17 protein-coding genes are annotated in these 16,430 nt (G+C 66.2%); 10 read left to right on the top strand and 7 right to left on the bottom strand.

The features are described from left to right. Positions 1-42: 42 nt before the first annotated feature. Positions 43-840 carry a glutamate racemase gene (gene murI, locus ACVMDN_RS22080; RefSeq protein ID WP_141340000.1) on the bottom strand — a complete coding sequence of 266 codons (798 nt, stop codon included), beginning with the start codon at positions 838-840 and terminating at the stop codon, positions 43-45. A 184-nt stretch (positions 841-1,024) separates the two neighbouring features. Here murI and ACVMDN_RS22075 point away from each other — a divergent pair, with 184 nt between their 5' ends. Together ACVMDN_RS22075 and ACVMDN_RS22070 are read left to right on the top strand one after the other, a co-directional pair. Then, entirely contained in the window at positions 1,025-1,588 is a 564-nt protein-coding gene (locus ACVMDN_RS22075) for a cytochrome b (RefSeq protein ID WP_456834985.1), read from the top strand. Positions 1,589-1,726: 138 nt separating this feature from the next. Beyond that, entirely contained in the window at positions 1,727-2,743 is a 1,017-nt protein-coding gene (locus ACVMDN_RS22070; protein ID WP_456834986.1) for an agmatine deiminase family protein, read from the top strand. A 55-nt stretch (positions 2,744-2,798) separates the two neighbouring features. Here the strand turns inward: ACVMDN_RS22070 and ACVMDN_RS22065 are convergent, their stop codons facing one another. The 3 genes from ACVMDN_RS22065 to ACVMDN_RS22055 form a co-directional block, all read right to left on the bottom strand. Continuing rightward, positions 2,799-3,971: a M20 aminoacylase family protein gene (locus ACVMDN_RS22065; protein ID WP_076828489.1), complete on the bottom strand. Its 1,173-nt coding sequence runs from the start codon at positions 3,969-3,971 to the stop codon at positions 2,799-2,801. Between the two features lie 167 nt (positions 3,972-4,138). Beyond that, positions 4,139-4,807: a response regulator gene (locus ACVMDN_RS22060; RefSeq protein WP_456834987.1), complete on the bottom strand. Its 669-nt coding sequence runs from the start codon at positions 4,805-4,807 to the stop codon at positions 4,139-4,141. A gap of 1 nt (position 4,808) precedes the next feature. Then, positions 4,809-6,179: a histidine kinase gene (locus ACVMDN_RS22055; RefSeq protein ID WP_141339999.1), complete on the bottom strand. Its 1,371-nt coding sequence runs from the start codon at positions 6,177-6,179 to the stop codon at positions 4,809-4,811. Positions 6,180-6,423: 244 nt separating this feature from the next. Here ACVMDN_RS22055 and ACVMDN_RS22050 point away from each other — a divergent pair, with 244 nt between their 5' ends. From ACVMDN_RS22050 to ACVMDN_RS22020, 7 genes are all read left to right on the top strand, one after another. Beyond that, on the top strand, positions 6,424-7,191 hold the full coding sequence (locus ACVMDN_RS22050; protein WP_456834988.1) for a MotA/TolQ/ExbB proton channel family protein: 768 nt from the start codon (positions 6,424-6,426) through the stop codon (positions 7,189-7,191). Beyond that, positions 7,188-7,862 carry a hypothetical protein gene (locus ACVMDN_RS22045; protein WP_026192978.1) on the top strand — a complete coding sequence of 225 codons (675 nt, stop codon included), beginning with the start codon at positions 7,188-7,190 and terminating at the stop codon, positions 7,860-7,862. Before ACVMDN_RS22050 ends, ACVMDN_RS22045 begins: the two co-directional genes overlap by 4 nt. Continuing rightward, entirely contained in the window at positions 7,855-8,463 is a 609-nt protein-coding gene (locus ACVMDN_RS22040) for a hypothetical protein (RefSeq protein WP_016843143.1), read from the top strand. The genes ACVMDN_RS22045 and ACVMDN_RS22040 overlap by 8 nt, the downstream gene beginning before the upstream one ends. Before the next feature lie 623 nt (positions 8,464-9,086). Continuing rightward, positions 9,087-9,221, top strand: coding sequence for a hypothetical protein (locus tag ACVMDN_RS22035; protein ID WP_279705295.1), 135 nt, complete (start codon positions 9,087-9,089; stop codon positions 9,219-9,221). Beyond that, positions 9,218-9,811, top strand: a complete 594-nt coding sequence (locus ACVMDN_RS22030) for a TetR family transcriptional regulator (protein ID WP_076828498.1) — start codon at positions 9,218-9,220, stop codon at positions 9,809-9,811. Before ACVMDN_RS22035 ends, ACVMDN_RS22030 begins: the two co-directional genes overlap by 4 nt. A gap of 107 nt (positions 9,812-9,918) precedes the next feature. Further along, positions 9,919-10,659, top strand: coding sequence for a metallophosphoesterase family protein (locus ACVMDN_RS22025; protein ID WP_057018418.1), 741 nt, complete (start codon positions 9,919-9,921; stop codon positions 10,657-10,659). Positions 10,660-10,664: 5 nt separating this feature from the next. Then, entirely contained in the window at positions 10,665-12,143 is a 1,479-nt protein-coding gene (locus ACVMDN_RS22020) for a serine/threonine protein kinase (protein ID WP_456834989.1), read from the top strand. Positions 12,144-12,156: 13 nt separating this feature from the next. Here the strand turns inward: ACVMDN_RS22020 and rpe are convergent, their stop codons facing one another. Continuing rightward, complete coding sequence (gene rpe / locus ACVMDN_RS22015; protein WP_028339914.1) at positions 12,157-12,858, bottom strand: ribulose-phosphate 3-epimerase; 702 nt, start codon at positions 12,856-12,858, stop codon at positions 12,157-12,159. A 252-nt stretch (positions 12,859-13,110) separates the two neighbouring features. Between rpe and ACVMDN_RS22010 the strand changes: the two genes are divergently transcribed. Beyond that, complete coding sequence (locus ACVMDN_RS22010) at positions 13,111-13,896, top strand: EF-hand domain-containing protein (RefSeq protein ID WP_456785310.1); 786 nt, start codon at positions 13,111-13,113, stop codon at positions 13,894-13,896. A 158-nt stretch (positions 13,897-14,054) separates the two neighbouring features. Here the strand turns inward: ACVMDN_RS22010 and ACVMDN_RS22005 are convergent, their stop codons facing one another. Then, positions 14,055-15,050, bottom strand: coding sequence for a P1 family peptidase (locus ACVMDN_RS22005; protein ID WP_057018420.1), 996 nt, complete (start codon positions 15,048-15,050; stop codon positions 14,055-14,057). A gap of 181 nt (positions 15,051-15,231) precedes the next feature. Continuing rightward, on the bottom strand, positions 15,232-16,350 hold the full coding sequence (locus ACVMDN_RS22000; RefSeq protein WP_028339917.1) for a branched-chain amino acid ABC transporter substrate-binding protein: 1,119 nt from the start codon (positions 16,348-16,350) through the stop codon (positions 15,232-15,234). Positions 16,351-16,430: the final 80 nt, after the last annotated feature.

Below are 16,430 nucleotides of genomic sequence, written 5' to 3'. Positions count from 1 at the left end.
AGGAGAGCAGAGGCTAGCAGCGCGTTGTGACGGCGAAAAGGATCAGGCCGGGACGCGGCCGCCGAAGAATGGCGTCAAGGCTTCCGTCAGCGCGTGCGGCCGCTTCGAGGTGAAGATCATCTCGGCGCCGGCCTGGTCGCTCTCGTGGCCTGCCGGGCCGAGCAGGTCGGCGACGCGGCGTGCGATCGCCGGTGCTGGATCGATCCAGTCGACCGGCCAGGGCGCGAGCCTCCTGAGGCGTTCCAGCAGCAGCGGATAATGCGTGCAGGCGAGCACGACGGTGTCGGTGCGGGCGGGGTCGTGGGCGCCATCGCCGACGAAGCAGGGCGCGAGCTCGGCCGCGATATCCCCGTCGCGCACGCTCGCGCCGCTGAGGGCGGCCTCCGCCAGCGAGGCGAGCTCGCCGGAGCCGACCAGCGTCACCTCGCAGCCCTGCGCAAAGTCCGAGATCAGCTTGCGGGTATATTCGCGCTTCACGGTGCCCCTTGTGCCGAGCACCGACACGCGCTTCGTTTTCGACGAGGCGCAGGCCGGCTTGATCGCCGGCACGGTGCCGACGAAGGGCAAAGGATAGGCGTCGCGCAGATGCGACATGACCAGGGTGGATGCCGTATTGCAGGCGATCACGACGAGGTCGGGCGCGTGGGCCGCGATCAGCTCGCCGACCAGCGGCACCACGCGGGCGATGATCTCGTCCTCGCCGTGATGGCCATAGGGGAAGAAGGCGTCGTCGGCGACATAGACGTAATGCGCGTCGGGCCGGGCGCGGACGATCTCGCGGAGCACGGTGAGGCCGCCGAGGCCGGAATCGAACACAAGGATGGTCGGGGGAGTGGACACGCGAAAACTCTATCCGAAGCAGGGTTACCATTCAGTTGTTTTTGGCTATCCGGCCGCTACGGCCGACAAAAGGCGGTAAAGCCGGGAATTTCACATGGCCTTGACCGATAGCTGCAAGTATCACGGCAAACTATTGCTGCGACGTGTGAAATCCAAAAATGCGGCCGCAAGGGGGCCACGCGACATGATCCGCAATACCGCCGCGAGCTGGGGCTCGCTCGCCCGCGCGTTCCACTGGGTGCTCGGCGTCGCCATCATTGGCATGCTGGCCTATGGCTGGTGGATGAACCACGTCCCGGCGCGGGCGGACAAGTTCTTCTACCGCTCGATCCACGCCGATATCGGCTACCTGGTGCTGCTGCTCACCGTGCTGCGGCTGCTCTGGCGCGGCGTCAACCCGACGCCGGCGCTGCCGGCCGAGATGCCCTCCTGGCAGCGGATCGCCGCCCGGGTCAGCCACGGCGCGCTCTACGCCGTCACCATCCTGGTTGCGATGCTGGGGTGGGCGCATTCCGGCGCCCGCGCCCAGGATTATTCGAGCTTCTTCGGCCTGTTTCGCGTTCCCCAGATCACCTCGCCCGACAAGGCGGCGGCGGATGCCTTTGAGGATCGCCACATCTTCTTCGCCTATGTCTTGCTGGCGCTGATCGTGCTGCACCTCGCCGCGGTCGCCTTCCACCACTTCGTCAAGCGCGACCGTGTCGCCGCGCGGATGGTGGGGACAAGCGAGGTCGACCCCGCCCGCTAGGCGGGGGCGGCCGGCTCTGTGCGTTCCAAAAATGGTCGCCCGCGCGGGGACACCTGCGCTACCCTGTGACGAACGGGGGCGGCCATCGCGGTTCGAATGCTCATGAACGATTCTGCACGACATCAAACGAACTGGCGCATGCCGGACGAGGGCGCCCCGCATGCCGCCACCTGGATGGCCTTTGGCGCCGACGTGGAGCTCTGGGGCACGAAGCTGCTTCCCGTCATCAGAAATAATCTCGCCAGCGTTGCCAAGACAATCGCGGTCTATGAGCCGGTGAAGATGCTCGTGCGCGAGGAGGACTACGACATCGCCGCGCGGCTGTGCGGTCCCTCGGTCAGCCTCGTCGTTCAACCGCTCGATGATGTGTGGCTGCGCGATACCGGACCGGTCTTCGTGACCAATCCGGCCGGGCAGCTCGGCGCCGTCGGGTTCAATTTCAACGGCTGGGGCAACAAGCCGCAACCGTATGCACGCAAGCAGCATCTATATGCACGCGATGCCAAGGTGGCAGAGCATCTGGCCGGAGCCGCGCAGGCAATCTTCTTGAAGGCCGATCTGGTGCTGGAAGGCGGCGGGATCGAGGTCGACGGCGAGGGGACGGCCATCATCACCGAGAGCTGCGTCCTCAACCCAAATCGCAATCCCGACGTCCCCAAGGCGAAATGCGAAGACGAATTGTCTCGCCTGCTCGGACTGGACAAGATCATCTGGCTGCCCGGCATCGCCGGCAAGGACATCACCGACGGACATACCGACTTCTACGCGCGATTTGCCTGTCCCGGCGTTGTCGTAGCCGGCCTAGAACCGGACCCGTCGTCGTTCGATCATGCGGTGACCAAACGACACCTCGATTTGTTGCGCGGCGCTATTGATGCGAAGGGCCGGCGCCTGGATGTCGTGGTGTTGCAGGGCCCGTCGACGGTGCGTCCGAAGCACAGCAGCAAGGACTTCGCCGCCGGCTACATCAATTTCTATGTCTGCAACGGTGCCGTGATCGCGCCGGAATTCGGTGACCCGGCGGCGGACCGCAACGCGCGCGACAAGCTGCGCGAATTGTACCCGGACCGGGAAATCATCCAGCTCAACATCGATGGCATCGCCGCCGGTGGCGGCGGCATCCACTGCACCACGCAACAGCAGCCGCGCTTGTGAAAGCTGGCGGCCCGGTCGCGAAGCGGGCGACCGGGCCGTGGCTGCACGAGCGGCGCTAGCCCGCCGGCATCTGCTTCTCGACCAGTCGCACCCAGTAGGAGGCGCCGTGGCCGAGGATGTTGTCGTTGAACTTGTAGGCGGGGTGGTGGCACATCGGACCGTCGCCCATGCCGAGGAAGACGAACGCGCCGGGTCGCGCTTCCAGCATGAAGGCGAAATCCTCGGCGCCCATCACCGGCACCAGATTGTCGTTGACGCGGTCGGCGCCGACCACATCGCGGGCGACCTCGGCGGCGACGCCGGCCTCGCGCGCGTGGTTCAACGTCACCGGATACATGCGTCCATAATCCGTCTCGGCCGAGCCGCCATAGGCCTTGGCGATGCTGGAGGCGACCTCGCCGATCCGGCGCTCGACCAGGTCGCGCACACCGGGATCGAGCGTGCGCACGGTGCCGCCCAGCGTCACGGTCTCCGGGATCACGTTGAACGCGGTGCCGGCCTCGAACATGGTGATCGAGATGACCGCCGATTTCAGCGGGTCGACATTGCGCGATACGATCGACTGCAACGCATTGATGATCTGGGCGCCGATCAGCACGCTGTCGACCGCCTCGTGCGGGGCAGCGCCGGCGTGGCCGCCCTTGCCGTGGACCACGATCTTCAACGTGTCTGACGAGGCCAGCATCGGGCCCGGCGTCGTCGCGAAGTAACCCTCGGGCAGGCCGGGCATGTTGTGCAGGCCGTAGACCTCCTGGATGCCCCACCGGGTCATCAGCCCGTCGTCGACCATCGCCTTGCCGCCGGCGCCGCCTTCCTCGGCGGGCTGGAAGATCACGACCGCGGTGCCGTCGAAATTGCGCGTCTCGGTGAGATATTTGGCGGCGCCGAGCAGCATTGCGGTGTGGCCGTCATGGCCGCAGGCGTGCATCTTGCCGGGAATCTTCGAGGCGTAGGCGACGCCCGAGGCCTCCGCGATCGGCAGCGCGTCCATGTCGGCGCGCAGGCCGATGGTCTTTCCCGAAGTGGACTTGCGGCCGCGGATCACGCCGACCACGCCGGTGCGCCCGATCCCCGTCACCACCTCGTCGCAGCCGAACTCGCGCAGCCTGTCGGCGACGATGCCGGCGGTGCGATGGACTTCGTAGAGCAGTTCGGGATTCTCATGGAAGTCATGGCGCCAAGCGGCCATTTCATCCGAGAGGGCGGCAACGCGATTGACGATGGGCATGGGGAGCGTCCGTTCTTGTGAGCTTTGGTGGGCGGGTCAGCGTAGCGTAACCCGCCGACTTGTCACGCGGGAATGGCGTCAGTATCCCGGATGAGCGCAAGCGATATCCGGGGATATGCACAACCAGCCCCGGGTGTCGCTGCGCTCACCCGGGCTACGGGAACGGGCTACAAATTCGCCAGCCCGCATTCGACGGCGAGGCGGACCAGCTGGGCGTCGGTCCGCATGCCGGTCTTGGCCTTGATGAGGTAGTGATAGTTCTGCACGGTCTTGGTGCTGAGGTTGAGGTTGGCGGCGATCTGCTCCTTGGTGCTGCCGGCGGCCAGCTGCCGGAGGATTTCGATCTCGCGCTCGCCGAGCTGGTCGAGCGCCGATCGGGTCGGCACCAGGCTTTCCATCGCCAGCACGCGGGCGACGTCGTCGCTCATCGCATGCTCGCCGCGCGCCACCGAGCGGATCGCCGCGATCAGCTCGGCCGGTTCGCTGCCCTTGGTGACGAAGCCACTGGCGCCGGCGCCGAATGCCGCTTTCACCTGGGCCGCCTCGCTGTGCATGCTGAAGACGAGGATGCGCGCGTCAGGGTCGCGCGCGCGGATGTTGCGGATCGCCTCCAGCCCGCTGGCACCCGGCATCGAAATATCCATCACCACCACATCGGGCTGGTGCGACTTGAACGCGCGATAGGCATTGGCGGCGTTGTCGGCTTCGGCCACCACGCGGAAATCGTCCTGATGCTCAAGCACGCGCCGGTAGCCCTGGCGGACGACCGGATGATCGTCCACCAGCAGGATCGAGATGCCCCGAATCTTCGCCGTTGTCGTCGTCACGGTTGTCATCTCAGGCGGCGAGCGGGATCGTGGCGGCGACCGACAGGCCGCGGCTGGCGCGCGCGATCGACAACGAGCCGCCGAGGGCGGTGACGCGCTCGCTGACCCCGGTGAGGCCGAAGCCGGCCGACTGCGCCACCTTGGTCGCATCGCCGCCGCCATCGTCCTCGACGCGCACCAGCAGCGCATTCTCGGCTCCAGTGCGCCGTTCGATCCGCAGCACGATCTCGCGCGCCGAGCTGTGGCGCAGCGCATTGGTCAGGCATTCCTGCGCGACGCGATAGGCGGTGGCGGCGACCGTGCCGCTGATGTCGGCAAGGTCGCCCTGCAGATCGAGCTGGATCATCGGCTGCGCCGTGCGCGACCGCCAGCTGTCGACGAGATCGACCAGGCTTGCCTCCAGCCCGAGCTCTTCGGCCGGCGGATGGCGCAGCCGGTTCAGTGTATCGCGCAGGCACGCCATGATGCGGCGCGTCGCTTGCGAGATCATCCGTGCATCCTGCGCAATTTCGGTGCCGGCGGCGTACTTGTCTCCGGCGCTTGCCTCGATCGTGTTGGCGAAGGCGAGGATCGCGGTGAGATTCTGGCCGAACTCATCGTGCAGCTCGCGCGCCAGCGTGCGGCGTTCGTCGTTGCGGATTTCGAGCAGCCGCCTGGTCAGCACCTTGCGTTCCTCCTCGGCAAGCGCGAGGCGGTCGCCGAGATCGCTGACGGCGCGCCCGATCATCGCGAGCTCCATCGAGCGGACGCGCGGCAGCGGCGTACGGTACTCGCCGTCGGCCATGCGCCGCAGCGCCGACACGATCGAGTGGGCGGGCGCCAGCGTGTGCGCGATCGCAAGCGAAGCGAGCAGCGCGATGGCGAGCGCCATCAACAGCGCGACATGGATGTTGTCGAGAATGTGCTGCCAGGCGAGCGCGATCGCGGCGTCCGGATCGGCGATGGCGCGGACGGTTCCCGCGGTCGCGGCGCGGGCGCTGATCGGCCGCTCCACGGTGGCGTGATCGCCGAGCACCATCTGCACGGTGGCCGCGAACCAGCGCGGCGGCGCCTTGCCGATTCCCTTGCTCTGGCCACAGAGCGGCTTCTCGAAGGCGCCGGCCGGTTCGAACTGCACGCAGATCCCCGGCGCGATCAGGCCCATGGTTTCGATGGTGCGCCAGTCCGGTGCCGGCAGCAATTGCTCGCGCATCCGGTTGCTGCGCAGCAGCAATTCGCGCCAGTACAGCGCCTCGAGCGATTGCGAAACCCGCTCGGCGGATGCCTGCGTGGCGCGATCGACACTGCGATAGGCGTCGATCGTGGCCCAGACGGTGGCTGCGCCGAGGCATAGCGCGACGATCACCAGCAGGCGGGCGACCAGTTGAAGCACGAGGCGCATGCGATCACTCCACGGCCAGAGCATGATCCGGAACGGAAAGCAGCGGCTGGTCATGCTCAAACGAGAGATGCGATGCTAACAGCACCGCTGTTCCCCGCCAATCGCAAGCATGCGAAGCTATGCAGGTCGGGAAATTTGCCCGACGGAATCTGGGCAGATGTCTTTGGACGGCGCAGGCCGGCTCTGCTCTAACGGAAGGTGAGGTCCGCGCGGAGCCTCACGGAACACAGGGAGCTCACGCAGCATGGATGCCAAGGTCGACGTCGCGGCCGCATCGGCCGGCACGGACGCGGCGGAGCGCAGCGCCCTGCTGCTCTGGATGATCTTCACCGGCCTTTCGGTGTTCGCCGCATTCCTGCTGTGGCGCTACGGGTTGATCCGCCTCATGATTAGTTCCGACCGCACCTACATTTCGAGCGTCATCGCCGTCCTCTATATCGTCACCTGCATCCATTGCTTCTGGCGGACGCGGGCGATCGCACGGGAAGGCGAGGTGGCGCGCTCCTGCCGCACCATCCTCGCCGCGCCCGACGGCGCGAAGGTGCTTGCCGCTGATGCGCGCGGTCTGCCCGGCGGCCTGGTCACCGATCACATCAAGAGCCTGGTGCAGAAGGCCGAGGCGCAGGCCAAGGGCCGCATCGACCAGACCCTGCTGCTGCGGACGCTGGCGGACCGGCTGCGCGGGTCCAACGGCTTCGGCGCCTTCGTCTCCGACACGCTGATGAAACTCGGCCTGCTCGGCACCATCATCGGCTTCATCATCATGCTGGCGCCGATCGCTTCGCTGGATGCCGCCGACAAGGTCGCGATGAAATCGTCGATGGGCCTGATGAGCGACGGCATGGCGGTCGCGATGTACACGACGCTGGCCGGGCTGATCGGATCGATCCTGGTCCGGATCCAGTATTACATGCTCGATTCCGCGACCCAGCGGGTGTTTTCCGACGCCGTCGTGCTGACCGAGACGCACGTCACGCCGGCCCTGGAACGTCGCCTCGGTACGCCGTCATGATGGATGAGTTCGGGCTCTATCCGCGCGAGGAGCCGTTCGATCCGCTCGGCGTGATGCTGTTCAAGGCGCTGCAGGTCATCGCTTTCCTGTTCTTCCTGGCGCTGCTTGCGGTGTCGCCGGATTCCAAGGAAGGCAAGATCGAATCCAAGGCGGAGTTCATCATCACGATGGACTGGCCGGACAACCATCCTGACGATCTCGACCTGTTCGTGCAGGATCCGGCCGGCAACATCGCCTGGTACCGGCATCGCGAGGCCGGATTCCTGACGCTCGATCGCGACGACCGCGGCGGCGCCAACGACTTCATCATCGTCAACGGCAAGAAGATCGCCTCTCCGATCCGCGAGGAGATCGTCACGCTGCGCGGCATCGTCGCCGGCGAATACACCGTCAACGTCTCGCATTTCCAGGCCACGACCGGCGAGCCGGTGCAGGCCAATGTGAAGGTGCAGAAGCTCAATCCGACGGCGCAGGTGATCTTCGACGACAAGCTGACCGTCGATCACACCGGCGACGAGAAGACCGCGGTCAGGTTTCGTCTCGACGCCGAGGGCAAGGTGATCAACGTGGACCGGCGGCCGAAATCGCTGCTCGAGACCTTCCGCAGCAGCTGGCGCAACGGCGCCGACATGGATCCGAAAACCGGCGTCAGGGTGCTCCGCCGTGATTAGTCTGCAGTCGGTGATCCTCACGCTTGCGGTCGCATACGCGGTGGTTGGTGCGCTGCTCTTGATCGTGCTGGTCTATGCGCGGCTGCACTGGTCGCTGAAGGCTGTCGTCATCGTCGTGACCAGCGCGTTCTATTTCGTCAGCTTCGGCGGCATGCGCGGTCTGCTCGGCTGGGCGTCCGCGGAAAAATTGCCGGCGAATTTCAAGCTGCTGTCGACGCGAATCGTGGAGCCGCATTCGCTCGAGGGCGACCCGGGCTCGATCTATCTCTGGGTCGAGGAGCTTGACGAGGACAACCGGCCGAGCGCGATCCCGCGCGCTTTCCGCATTCCTTATAGCGAGGCGTTGGCGGAGCAGACCCACACCGCCGAGAACGAGATCAAGGCCGGGCATCCGCAGGGCGGGCGGGCGGCGGATTTCGGCGGTGGCGACGGCACCATCATGGACTTCGTCAGGGAGTACATCACGCCGAAGACGATCGTGGAGACGACAGGCGGCGATTCCACGACGGGGACGTTCGTGGCCCCGCCGGCCGGCGCGCAAGGGTCGGTGTTCACGCCATTGCCGCCGCCCCGGATGCCGCCCAAGGACGAGCAGCAATAGCAGGATGCCTACCCAGAAGGTGGCACAAAAATAGGGATCGGCAATAATCAGTCAGCGGAACGGACAGTAATCATCCGGAATTCCTCAATTCCCTGAAGTGTGTAGTCTTGGGGCTAACCGGGGCTAGATTTCATCCCGAAGCGATTTTCCCGGCAAAGGGGCCGCTGCGTGAAGCGGCCCCTTTCGATTCCGGCAGCAATGTGCGGTGAGGGGCCGGCGCGGCGAGGCGGGCTCACAGCACCGTCAGGAATGCGATCGCAAGCACCATCAGCCACCCGACAATGACGAGCGAGACCACCGCGCCCGCGGTGATCTTGGCGATCTCCTTCAAGGTCATTGGCCGGTCCATGCAAGTCTCTCCCGGGTAGCCCCGAGCGAGACATAGGCGCGGATTGGCAGATCGCCCCGGCTACTCACGGAACGTTGTAGCGCCCGTAAGCCAGGGGTGGGCCTTTCCCGCGGACCCGGCTGTCATTTCACAAAATATTGTCTGACAGATATTGAAATCTGTCAGCGGGATGGTGTATATACTGAACAGCCCAAGGGAGGAGGGCGCCCAGTGGCTGTTCCGGCGTTTGGCCGGGGAGCCGGACTTAATTTGACTACCTCGAAGGACTACCTCCATGACCATAGAAATCTTTCAATTGACCGCCCAGATTCAACAGTGGCTCAATCTTCGCGTCGCCCGCCACTTGGCCGCCCAGGCCGCCAAGTTCACCCGCGGGCAGGACGGCGATAACCAGACGGTAAACGCATGAACGAGGCGGTGGTTTTGACACCCGAGCGGATCCTTGAGGCAACTGAGGATGTCTTGAGGCGCTTCGGGTTGACCAAGGCCACCGTTGTCGACGTTGCCCGTGCGCTGGATGTCAGCCACGGCAGCGTCTACCGTCACTTCCCCAGCAAAGCCTCGCTGCGCGATGCCGTCGCCAAGCGCTGGCTCGACCGCGCCAACGAGCCGCTGTGCAAGATCGCAGCCGGCGAAGGCCCGGCGCCGGAGCGGCTGGAGCAATGGCTGCGCACCGCCTTCACGATCAAGCAGAAGAAGGTCTGCGACGACCCCGAGATGTTCGCGACCTACCTGGCGCTGGCGCAGGACGCGCGCGAGGTGGTGGAAGCCTACAAGGACAAGCAGGTCGATCTGATCGCGAAAATCCTCTCCGACGGTGTCGCGCAGGGCGTGTTCGAGATCGACAATGTGAAGGCGACCGCGCGTGCCGTGTTCGACGCCACCGTCCGCTACCATCACCCGGCGCATGCGGAGGAATGGGCCAAGCCGGAATGCCCGGGGCGGATCGATGCGCTGCTGGCCCTGCTGCTGAAGGGCCTGCGGGTCTGCAAGCCCTAGCTGAGCTTTCTGCCGACATCCCCTGACCACCTGATGCCTTTGGCCCGATTGCGAGCCCGGGGCCGCGTGTGCTTGATATCGGATAGGGATCAGCAACGCGGATCACGATGCGGCTTGCACTGTTCGCCGATATTCACGCCAACCGGCAGGGCTTCGCCGCCTGCCTCGACGCTGCGCATGCGCGCGGCGCCGAGCGGCTGATCTGCCTCGGCGATATCGTCGGCTACGGTGCCGATCCCGAATGGGCCGTCGATACGGTGATGGACCTCGTCGCCAAGGGCGCGGTCGCGGTGCGCGGCAATCATGACAATGCGATCGGCGTACCGAGCGACAGCATGAATGCCGAGGCGCAGGCCGCGATCGACTGGACCCGCGGCCGGCTCAGCGGCGAGCAGAAGGCGTTCCTTGCCGAGCTTCCGATGTCGCGGGAGGAGGACAATCGGCTCTACGTGCACTCCGAAGCTTCGGAGCCCACGAAATGGCGCTACGTGCGCGACACCGCCGACGCCGCGCGCAGCATGATGGCCACCGAGCTGCAGATCACGTTCTGCGGCCACATCCATCGTCCCGGCCTCTATTCGATGTCCTCGACCGCCAAGATGACGAGCTTCGTTCCGACTTCGGGCATCGCCGTTCAGTTGCTGCCGGGGCGGCGCTGGCTTGCGGTGCTCGGCTCGGTCGGCCAGCCGCGCGACGGCGATCCCGCGGCGTCGTTTGCGATGTTCGATACCATAAGCCGCGAGATCACCTTTCATCGCGTGCCCTACGACGTCGCAACCGCGGCGGCGCGGATCAAGGCGAACGGCCTGCCGCATTGGCTCGCCGACCGCCTGCCGCTGGGCCGGTGACGCCGATGGCGGCGCTGGCGATGCAGGCGGGCGCCGAGATCGATGGCTTCACCATCGGCGAACGCGTGCACCGCGGCGGCATGGCGACGTTGTGGAGCGTCACCCATCCCGGCATCACCGTGCCGCTGCTGATGAAGGTGCCGCTCACCTCGGAGGGCGAGGATCCGGCCGCGATCGTCAGCTTCGAGATGGAGCAGATGATCCTGCCGCGGCTGTCGGGGCCGCACGTGCCGGCCTGTTTCGGCACCGGCGACTTCGAACGCCAGGCCTATGTGGTGATGGAGCGCATCCCCGGTCAGACGCTCTACAAGCGGCTCGGCGAGCTGCCGATGCCGTATGAGGAGGTGAGGGTGATCGGCGGCAAGGTCGCCACCGCGCTCGCCAGTCTGCACCGGCAGAACGTCATCCATCACGACATCAAGCCGAGCAGCATCATGTTCCGCGAGCGCGGCGAGGCGGTGCTGATCGATTTCGGCCTCTCGCATCACCGGCATCTGCCCGACCTGTTGCAGGAGGAGTTTCGCCTGCCTTACGGCACCGCGCCCTACATGGCGCCGGAGCGCTTGCTCGGCGTCCGCGACGATCCGCGCAGCGATCTGTTTTCGCTCGGCGTGCTGCTCTATTTCTTCACCACCGGCGTGCGCCCGTTCGGCGAGACCGAAAGCCTGCGCGGCATGCGCCGGCGGCTGTGGCGCGATCCCTATCCGCCGCGCGAGCTGAAGCCCGACTATCCGCCTTGGCTGCAGGAAATCGTGCTGCGCTGCCTGGAGATCGACCCCGCCGCGCGCTATCCGACCGCGGCGCAGCTTGCCTTCGATCTCGGCCATCCCGATCAGGTGAAGCTGACCGCGCGGGCGCAGCGGCTGAGCCGCGACCCGCTCACCACGGTCTGGCGCCGCCGCTTCAATCTCGGCGCGGTGCCGCCGCGGCCGAAGTCCGATGTCGCAGCCCAGCTCGCCTCGAGCCCGATCGTGGCCGTCGCGCTCGATATCGGCGAGGGTGCCGAGGCACTGAACGACACCATCCGCGTCACCGCCGAGCGGGTGCTGTCGACCTCGCCGTCGGCGCGGCTCGCCTGCGTCAATGTGCTGAAGCTCAATCGCCTGGCGATCGACCGCACCCATGACGAGCAGGGCCAGAACAAGCATGTCGACCGCCTGGTGGCGCTGCAGCACTGGGCGCGGCCGTTCGGGCTCGAGGAGAGGCGGCTGACCGTGCATGTGCTGGAGGCGATCGATCCCGCCGCCGCGATCCTGGAATTCGCCGCAGTCAACCTGGTCGACCACATCATCATCGGCGCGCGGCAGAACTCGCAGCGGCGCGCGTTGCTCGGCAGCGTGTCCGCCAGGGTCGCGGGGGAAGCGCCGTGCACGGTGACCGTGGTGCGGCCGTCGCGGCTGGCGTCGCAAGCGGACGACGGCGAGGGCGATGAGGCGGCGGAGCAAGCGGCGAATGCCGCGGCCACGCCGCCCGCAGTGTTCTAGTTTCCCCGGATCGTCAGATCGCCTCGCCGCGTGCCTCGGCCGCCGCATGGCGGATCGCGGCGATGTTGGTCTTGTAAGCCTCGACCGTGCCGCCCTTGAACACGGCGGATCCCGCGACAAAGGCGTTGGCGCCGGCGGCCGCGAGCTGGCCCGCGACGTCGGGTGCAACGCCGCCGTCGACCTCGATGTCGATCGGGCGGCCCGCGACCATCGCCCTGACATCGCTGATCTTGCCGATCGCCGAGCGGATGAAGGCCTGGCCGCCGAAGCCGGGATTGACTGACATGACCAGCACGAGGTCGATCAGGTCGAGCACATATTCGATCGCGCTCGCCGGCGTTGCCGGATTGAGCGAGACGCCGGCCTTCTTGCCGAGCGCGCGGATCGCCTGCAGCGAGCGGTGCAAATGCGGGCCGGCCTCGGCATGCACCGTGATATGGTCGCAGCCCGCCTTGGCGAACGCCTCCAGGTAGGGATCGCAGGGCGAGATCATCAGATGGGCGTCGAAGATCTTTTTGGTGTGCGGCCGCATCGCCTTGATGACGTCGGGGCCATAGGAAATGTTCGGCACAAAGTGTCCGTCCATCACGTCGAGATGGATCCAGTCGGCGCCGGCCTGGTCGACGGCGCGGACCTCCTCGCCGAGCTTTGAGAAATCCGACGCCAGGATCGACGGAGCGATAACGAGGGGACGCGGGGTGAATGACTGAGTCATGTCAGCTGTTCCGGAACACTTCAGGGGGCGACGGGTGAGTCCGCCTAACATGCGGACGCGTGGCGGGCAATGCGAGCGGACGGAGCTCTGCGACCGGAAAATTCTTCCGCCGGCGGCAGCTCTTGCCGGGTGCGCGGAACCCGCTTCGATGCGGGAACGCCTGGTTTTACTGGGTTTTTGCCATGGCACGCCCTTTGCTCAGCCACTGACCAGCGTTTGAGCCGCCAGGCGCGGCCCTGTTGGAGTATTGCCATGCTGTTCGCCCTTGGCGCTGCGTCGTCGGCCATTGACCTTTTGAGCTCGCTGATGTCGTCGAAGTCGACGACCCAGACCGGCAGCTCCAGTCAGGGGGCTAAGACCACCGGCCTGTTCGCCCCTTCGACCGGTACATCGACGTCGACCGGGAGCAGCACCGGCACCGGCTCGGGCAGCGTCTCTCCGCAGATTTCGCCGCTGACGATGGGCGCGCTGATTTCCGCGCAAAGCCAGTCCCAGACCGCGGTTTCAAACAGCCCGACGGCGGCCAGCCGCTCGGATGCGCTCAAGGACCTGTTCTCGCAGATCGATGCCGACGGCAACGGCAAGATCACCCAGTCGGAATTCGAGAACGCGCTCGGCGCCGGCGGCACCAACACGGCGCAGGCCGACGACGTGTTCTCCAAGCTCGACAGCAATGGCGACGGTAACGTCAGCCTCGACGAGATGTCCCAGGCCTTGCAGGGCCACAAGGGCGGCGGCCATCATCGCCATCACATGGCCAGCGGCTCGACCGATGGCTCCGGCGCAGGCGGATCGAGCTCCGATCCCTTGATGCAGGCGCTGGACGGCGCGACCTCGACGTCGGTGACCAACAGTGACGGCTCGACCACCACGACGACGACCTATGCCGACGGCTCGAAGGTGGCTATGACGACGCCGGCCACATCCTCCGCGACCCTCAACGCGGCTTCGTCCTACAATATCGTCGAGCAGCTGATCCAGCGCCAGGCGAAGGCGATCTCGGCGCAGGACTTCGCTGCGATTTCGGTCAGCGCTTAAGACGAGACTGGTAATTTCCGTCATTGCGAGGAGCTCGGCGACAAAATTGCAAAGCAATTTTGCGCTGGAGCGACGAAGCAATCCATCTGTCCACATGTGCGGACAGATGGATTGCTTCGCTTCGCTCGCAATGACGGCAGAGCCAGAAGCGCGATGATCTAACCGAATCTGTCCCGCCAGCTCGGTAGCGCGCCGGCGAATGGCAGCGCGGTCGCTGAATGGACGCCGCGGGCGATGGCGCGCGCCACGGTGTTGGCGGCGAGCGCACCGAGCCTGGTGAGGCCGAACAGCGGATCGATCGGCCTGGCGCCGGTCGCGGCGGCAAACACCACGTCGCCGTCGAGCGGGGCGTGCACCGGATAGATCGCGCGCGCCATGCCGGTCTGCGCGATCATCGCAAGCCGCCGCGCCTGCGGCTTCGTCAACTGCGCATCGGTCACCACGACGACGAGGGTGGTGTTCTCGACGGCGCGCGCGTCGGCGCCGCCCTTCAGCCGCGCCTTCAGCATGTCCGGCGTGAACGAGGGCGGCAGGCCGCGCCCGCCGAATTCGCCGCCGACCTCGAACGGCGCCGCCCAGAACCAGGGGCCGCTGCCGACCGTGACGCTGCCGACCGCGTTGACCACCGCGAGCGCCGCGACCGTCACGCCGTCGTCGGTCATGTCGGACGCCGAGCCGAGGCCGCCCTTCAGGTTGGCCGTGGTCGCGCCCATGCCGGCGCCGACGCTGCCGAGCTCGAAGTCATCGGAGGCGGCATTGGCCGCCGCGTAGCCGAGGTCGCGATAGGGCGGAAAGCGTCCCCACGCCTTGTTGCCGCCGTTGAGCAGGTCGAAGCAGATCGCGCCCGGCACGATCGGGATCACCGCGTCGCGGATGCGGAAGCCGCGGCCGCGCTCGGCGAGCCAGGCCTGCACGCCGCCGGCGGCGTCGAGCCCGTGCGCCGAGCCGCCGGACAGCGCGATGGCGTCGATTGCCTCGACGACGTTGTGCGGCGAAAGCAGCGCTTCCTCGCGGGTGCCCGGACCCCCGCCGCGGACATCGATCGAGGCGACCGCCGGCCGCTCGAACAGGATGGCGGTGACGCCGGAGGCGACTGTGGGATCGTCGGCATGGCCGACGGCAACGCCGGCAATATCGGTGAGAAGGTTTTTCACGATGGGTCCATCCGCCTGCTGTCCGATCGATCCGGTATAGCAGCCGCGACGGATGCATCAACCGTCGGGCACGGGCGGGCGGAGACGTGCGGTAAGACTTGCAGGCATCCGGCAAACAGAAAAACGCCCCGGCGGATCGGGGCGTTCTCGTATCTCTGATTGGATCAGACGCGAGAGAGGCTCAGGAGCCCTTCGGATTGATCTCGGTGTAGTTGCCCTTGGCGTCCCACTTGTAGACGACGTAATCGATCGCCTTGATGTCGCCCTTGGCGTCGAAGGCCATCTTGCCGAGCACGGTGTCCCACTCGCCGGCCTTGATGGTGTCCATCACCTTCTTGGCGTCGGTCGAACCGGCCTTGGCGACGGCCTGCGTCCAGACCTGCATCGCGGCGTAGGTGTAGAGCGTGTAGCCCTCGGGGTCGATGTTCTTGGCCTTGAACTTCTCGACGATCGCCTTCGCGGTCGGCTTGTTGCGCGGGTCGGGGCCGAAGGTGAACAGCGTGCCTTCGGCGGCGGGGCCGGTGATCGAGGCGAATTCCTTGTCGTTCATGGCATCGCCGGCCATCAGCACGGTCTGCAGGCCCTGGTCGCGCATCTGGCGCAGGATCAGGCCGGCTTCCTGATGGTAGCCGCCGACATAGACCAGATCGATGTTGTCGCGCTTCAGGCGCGAGACGATCGAGTTGAAGTCCTTGTCGCCCTTGTTGTAGGACTCGAACATCTTCTCCTGGAAGCCGGCCTTGTTCAGCGCCTTCTTGGTCTCGTCGGCGAGGCCTTTGCCGTAGGTGGTCTTGTCGTTCAGGATCGCGACGTTCTTGCCCTTGTAGTTCTTCATGATGTAGTCGGCGGCGACCAGGCCCTGCTGGTCGTCACGGCCGCAGACGCGCGCCACGTTCCAGAGCTTGCGCTCGGTGAACAGCGGGTTGGTCGAGGCCGGGGTGATCTGCAGCACGTTGGCGTCGGCATAGGCCTCGGAGGCCGGGATCGAGGACGACGAGCAGAAATGGCCGGCCACGAACGGGATCTTCGAAGAGCCGATCTTTTCCGCGATCGAGCGCGCCTGCTTCGGATCGCAGGCATCGTCGTCAGCTTCCAGCGCGAGCTTCTTGCCGAGCACGCCGCCGGCGGCGTTGATGTCGGCGACCGCTTGCTCGGCGCCGTTCTTCATCTGCCGGCCGAAAGCGGATTCGGAGCCCGTCATCGGGCCCGCGACGGCGATGGTGATGTCTTGCGCGAACGCGCTCGCCGATAATGCGAACGAAGCGCCAAGTGCCAGGCCGATCAGCTTCAGTGATTTCATGAGACGTCCCTCGTGGTCGTTGCCTCTTGCGGAAGGGCCCGGCACGCCGGGCCCCAAAACCGCGGGCATTCTCAGCTGAT

The sequence above is a fragment of the Bradyrhizobium sp. USDA 4510 genome (genome assembly GCF_054059095.1).
This window is presented reverse-complemented; position numbering and strand designations above follow the sequence as displayed.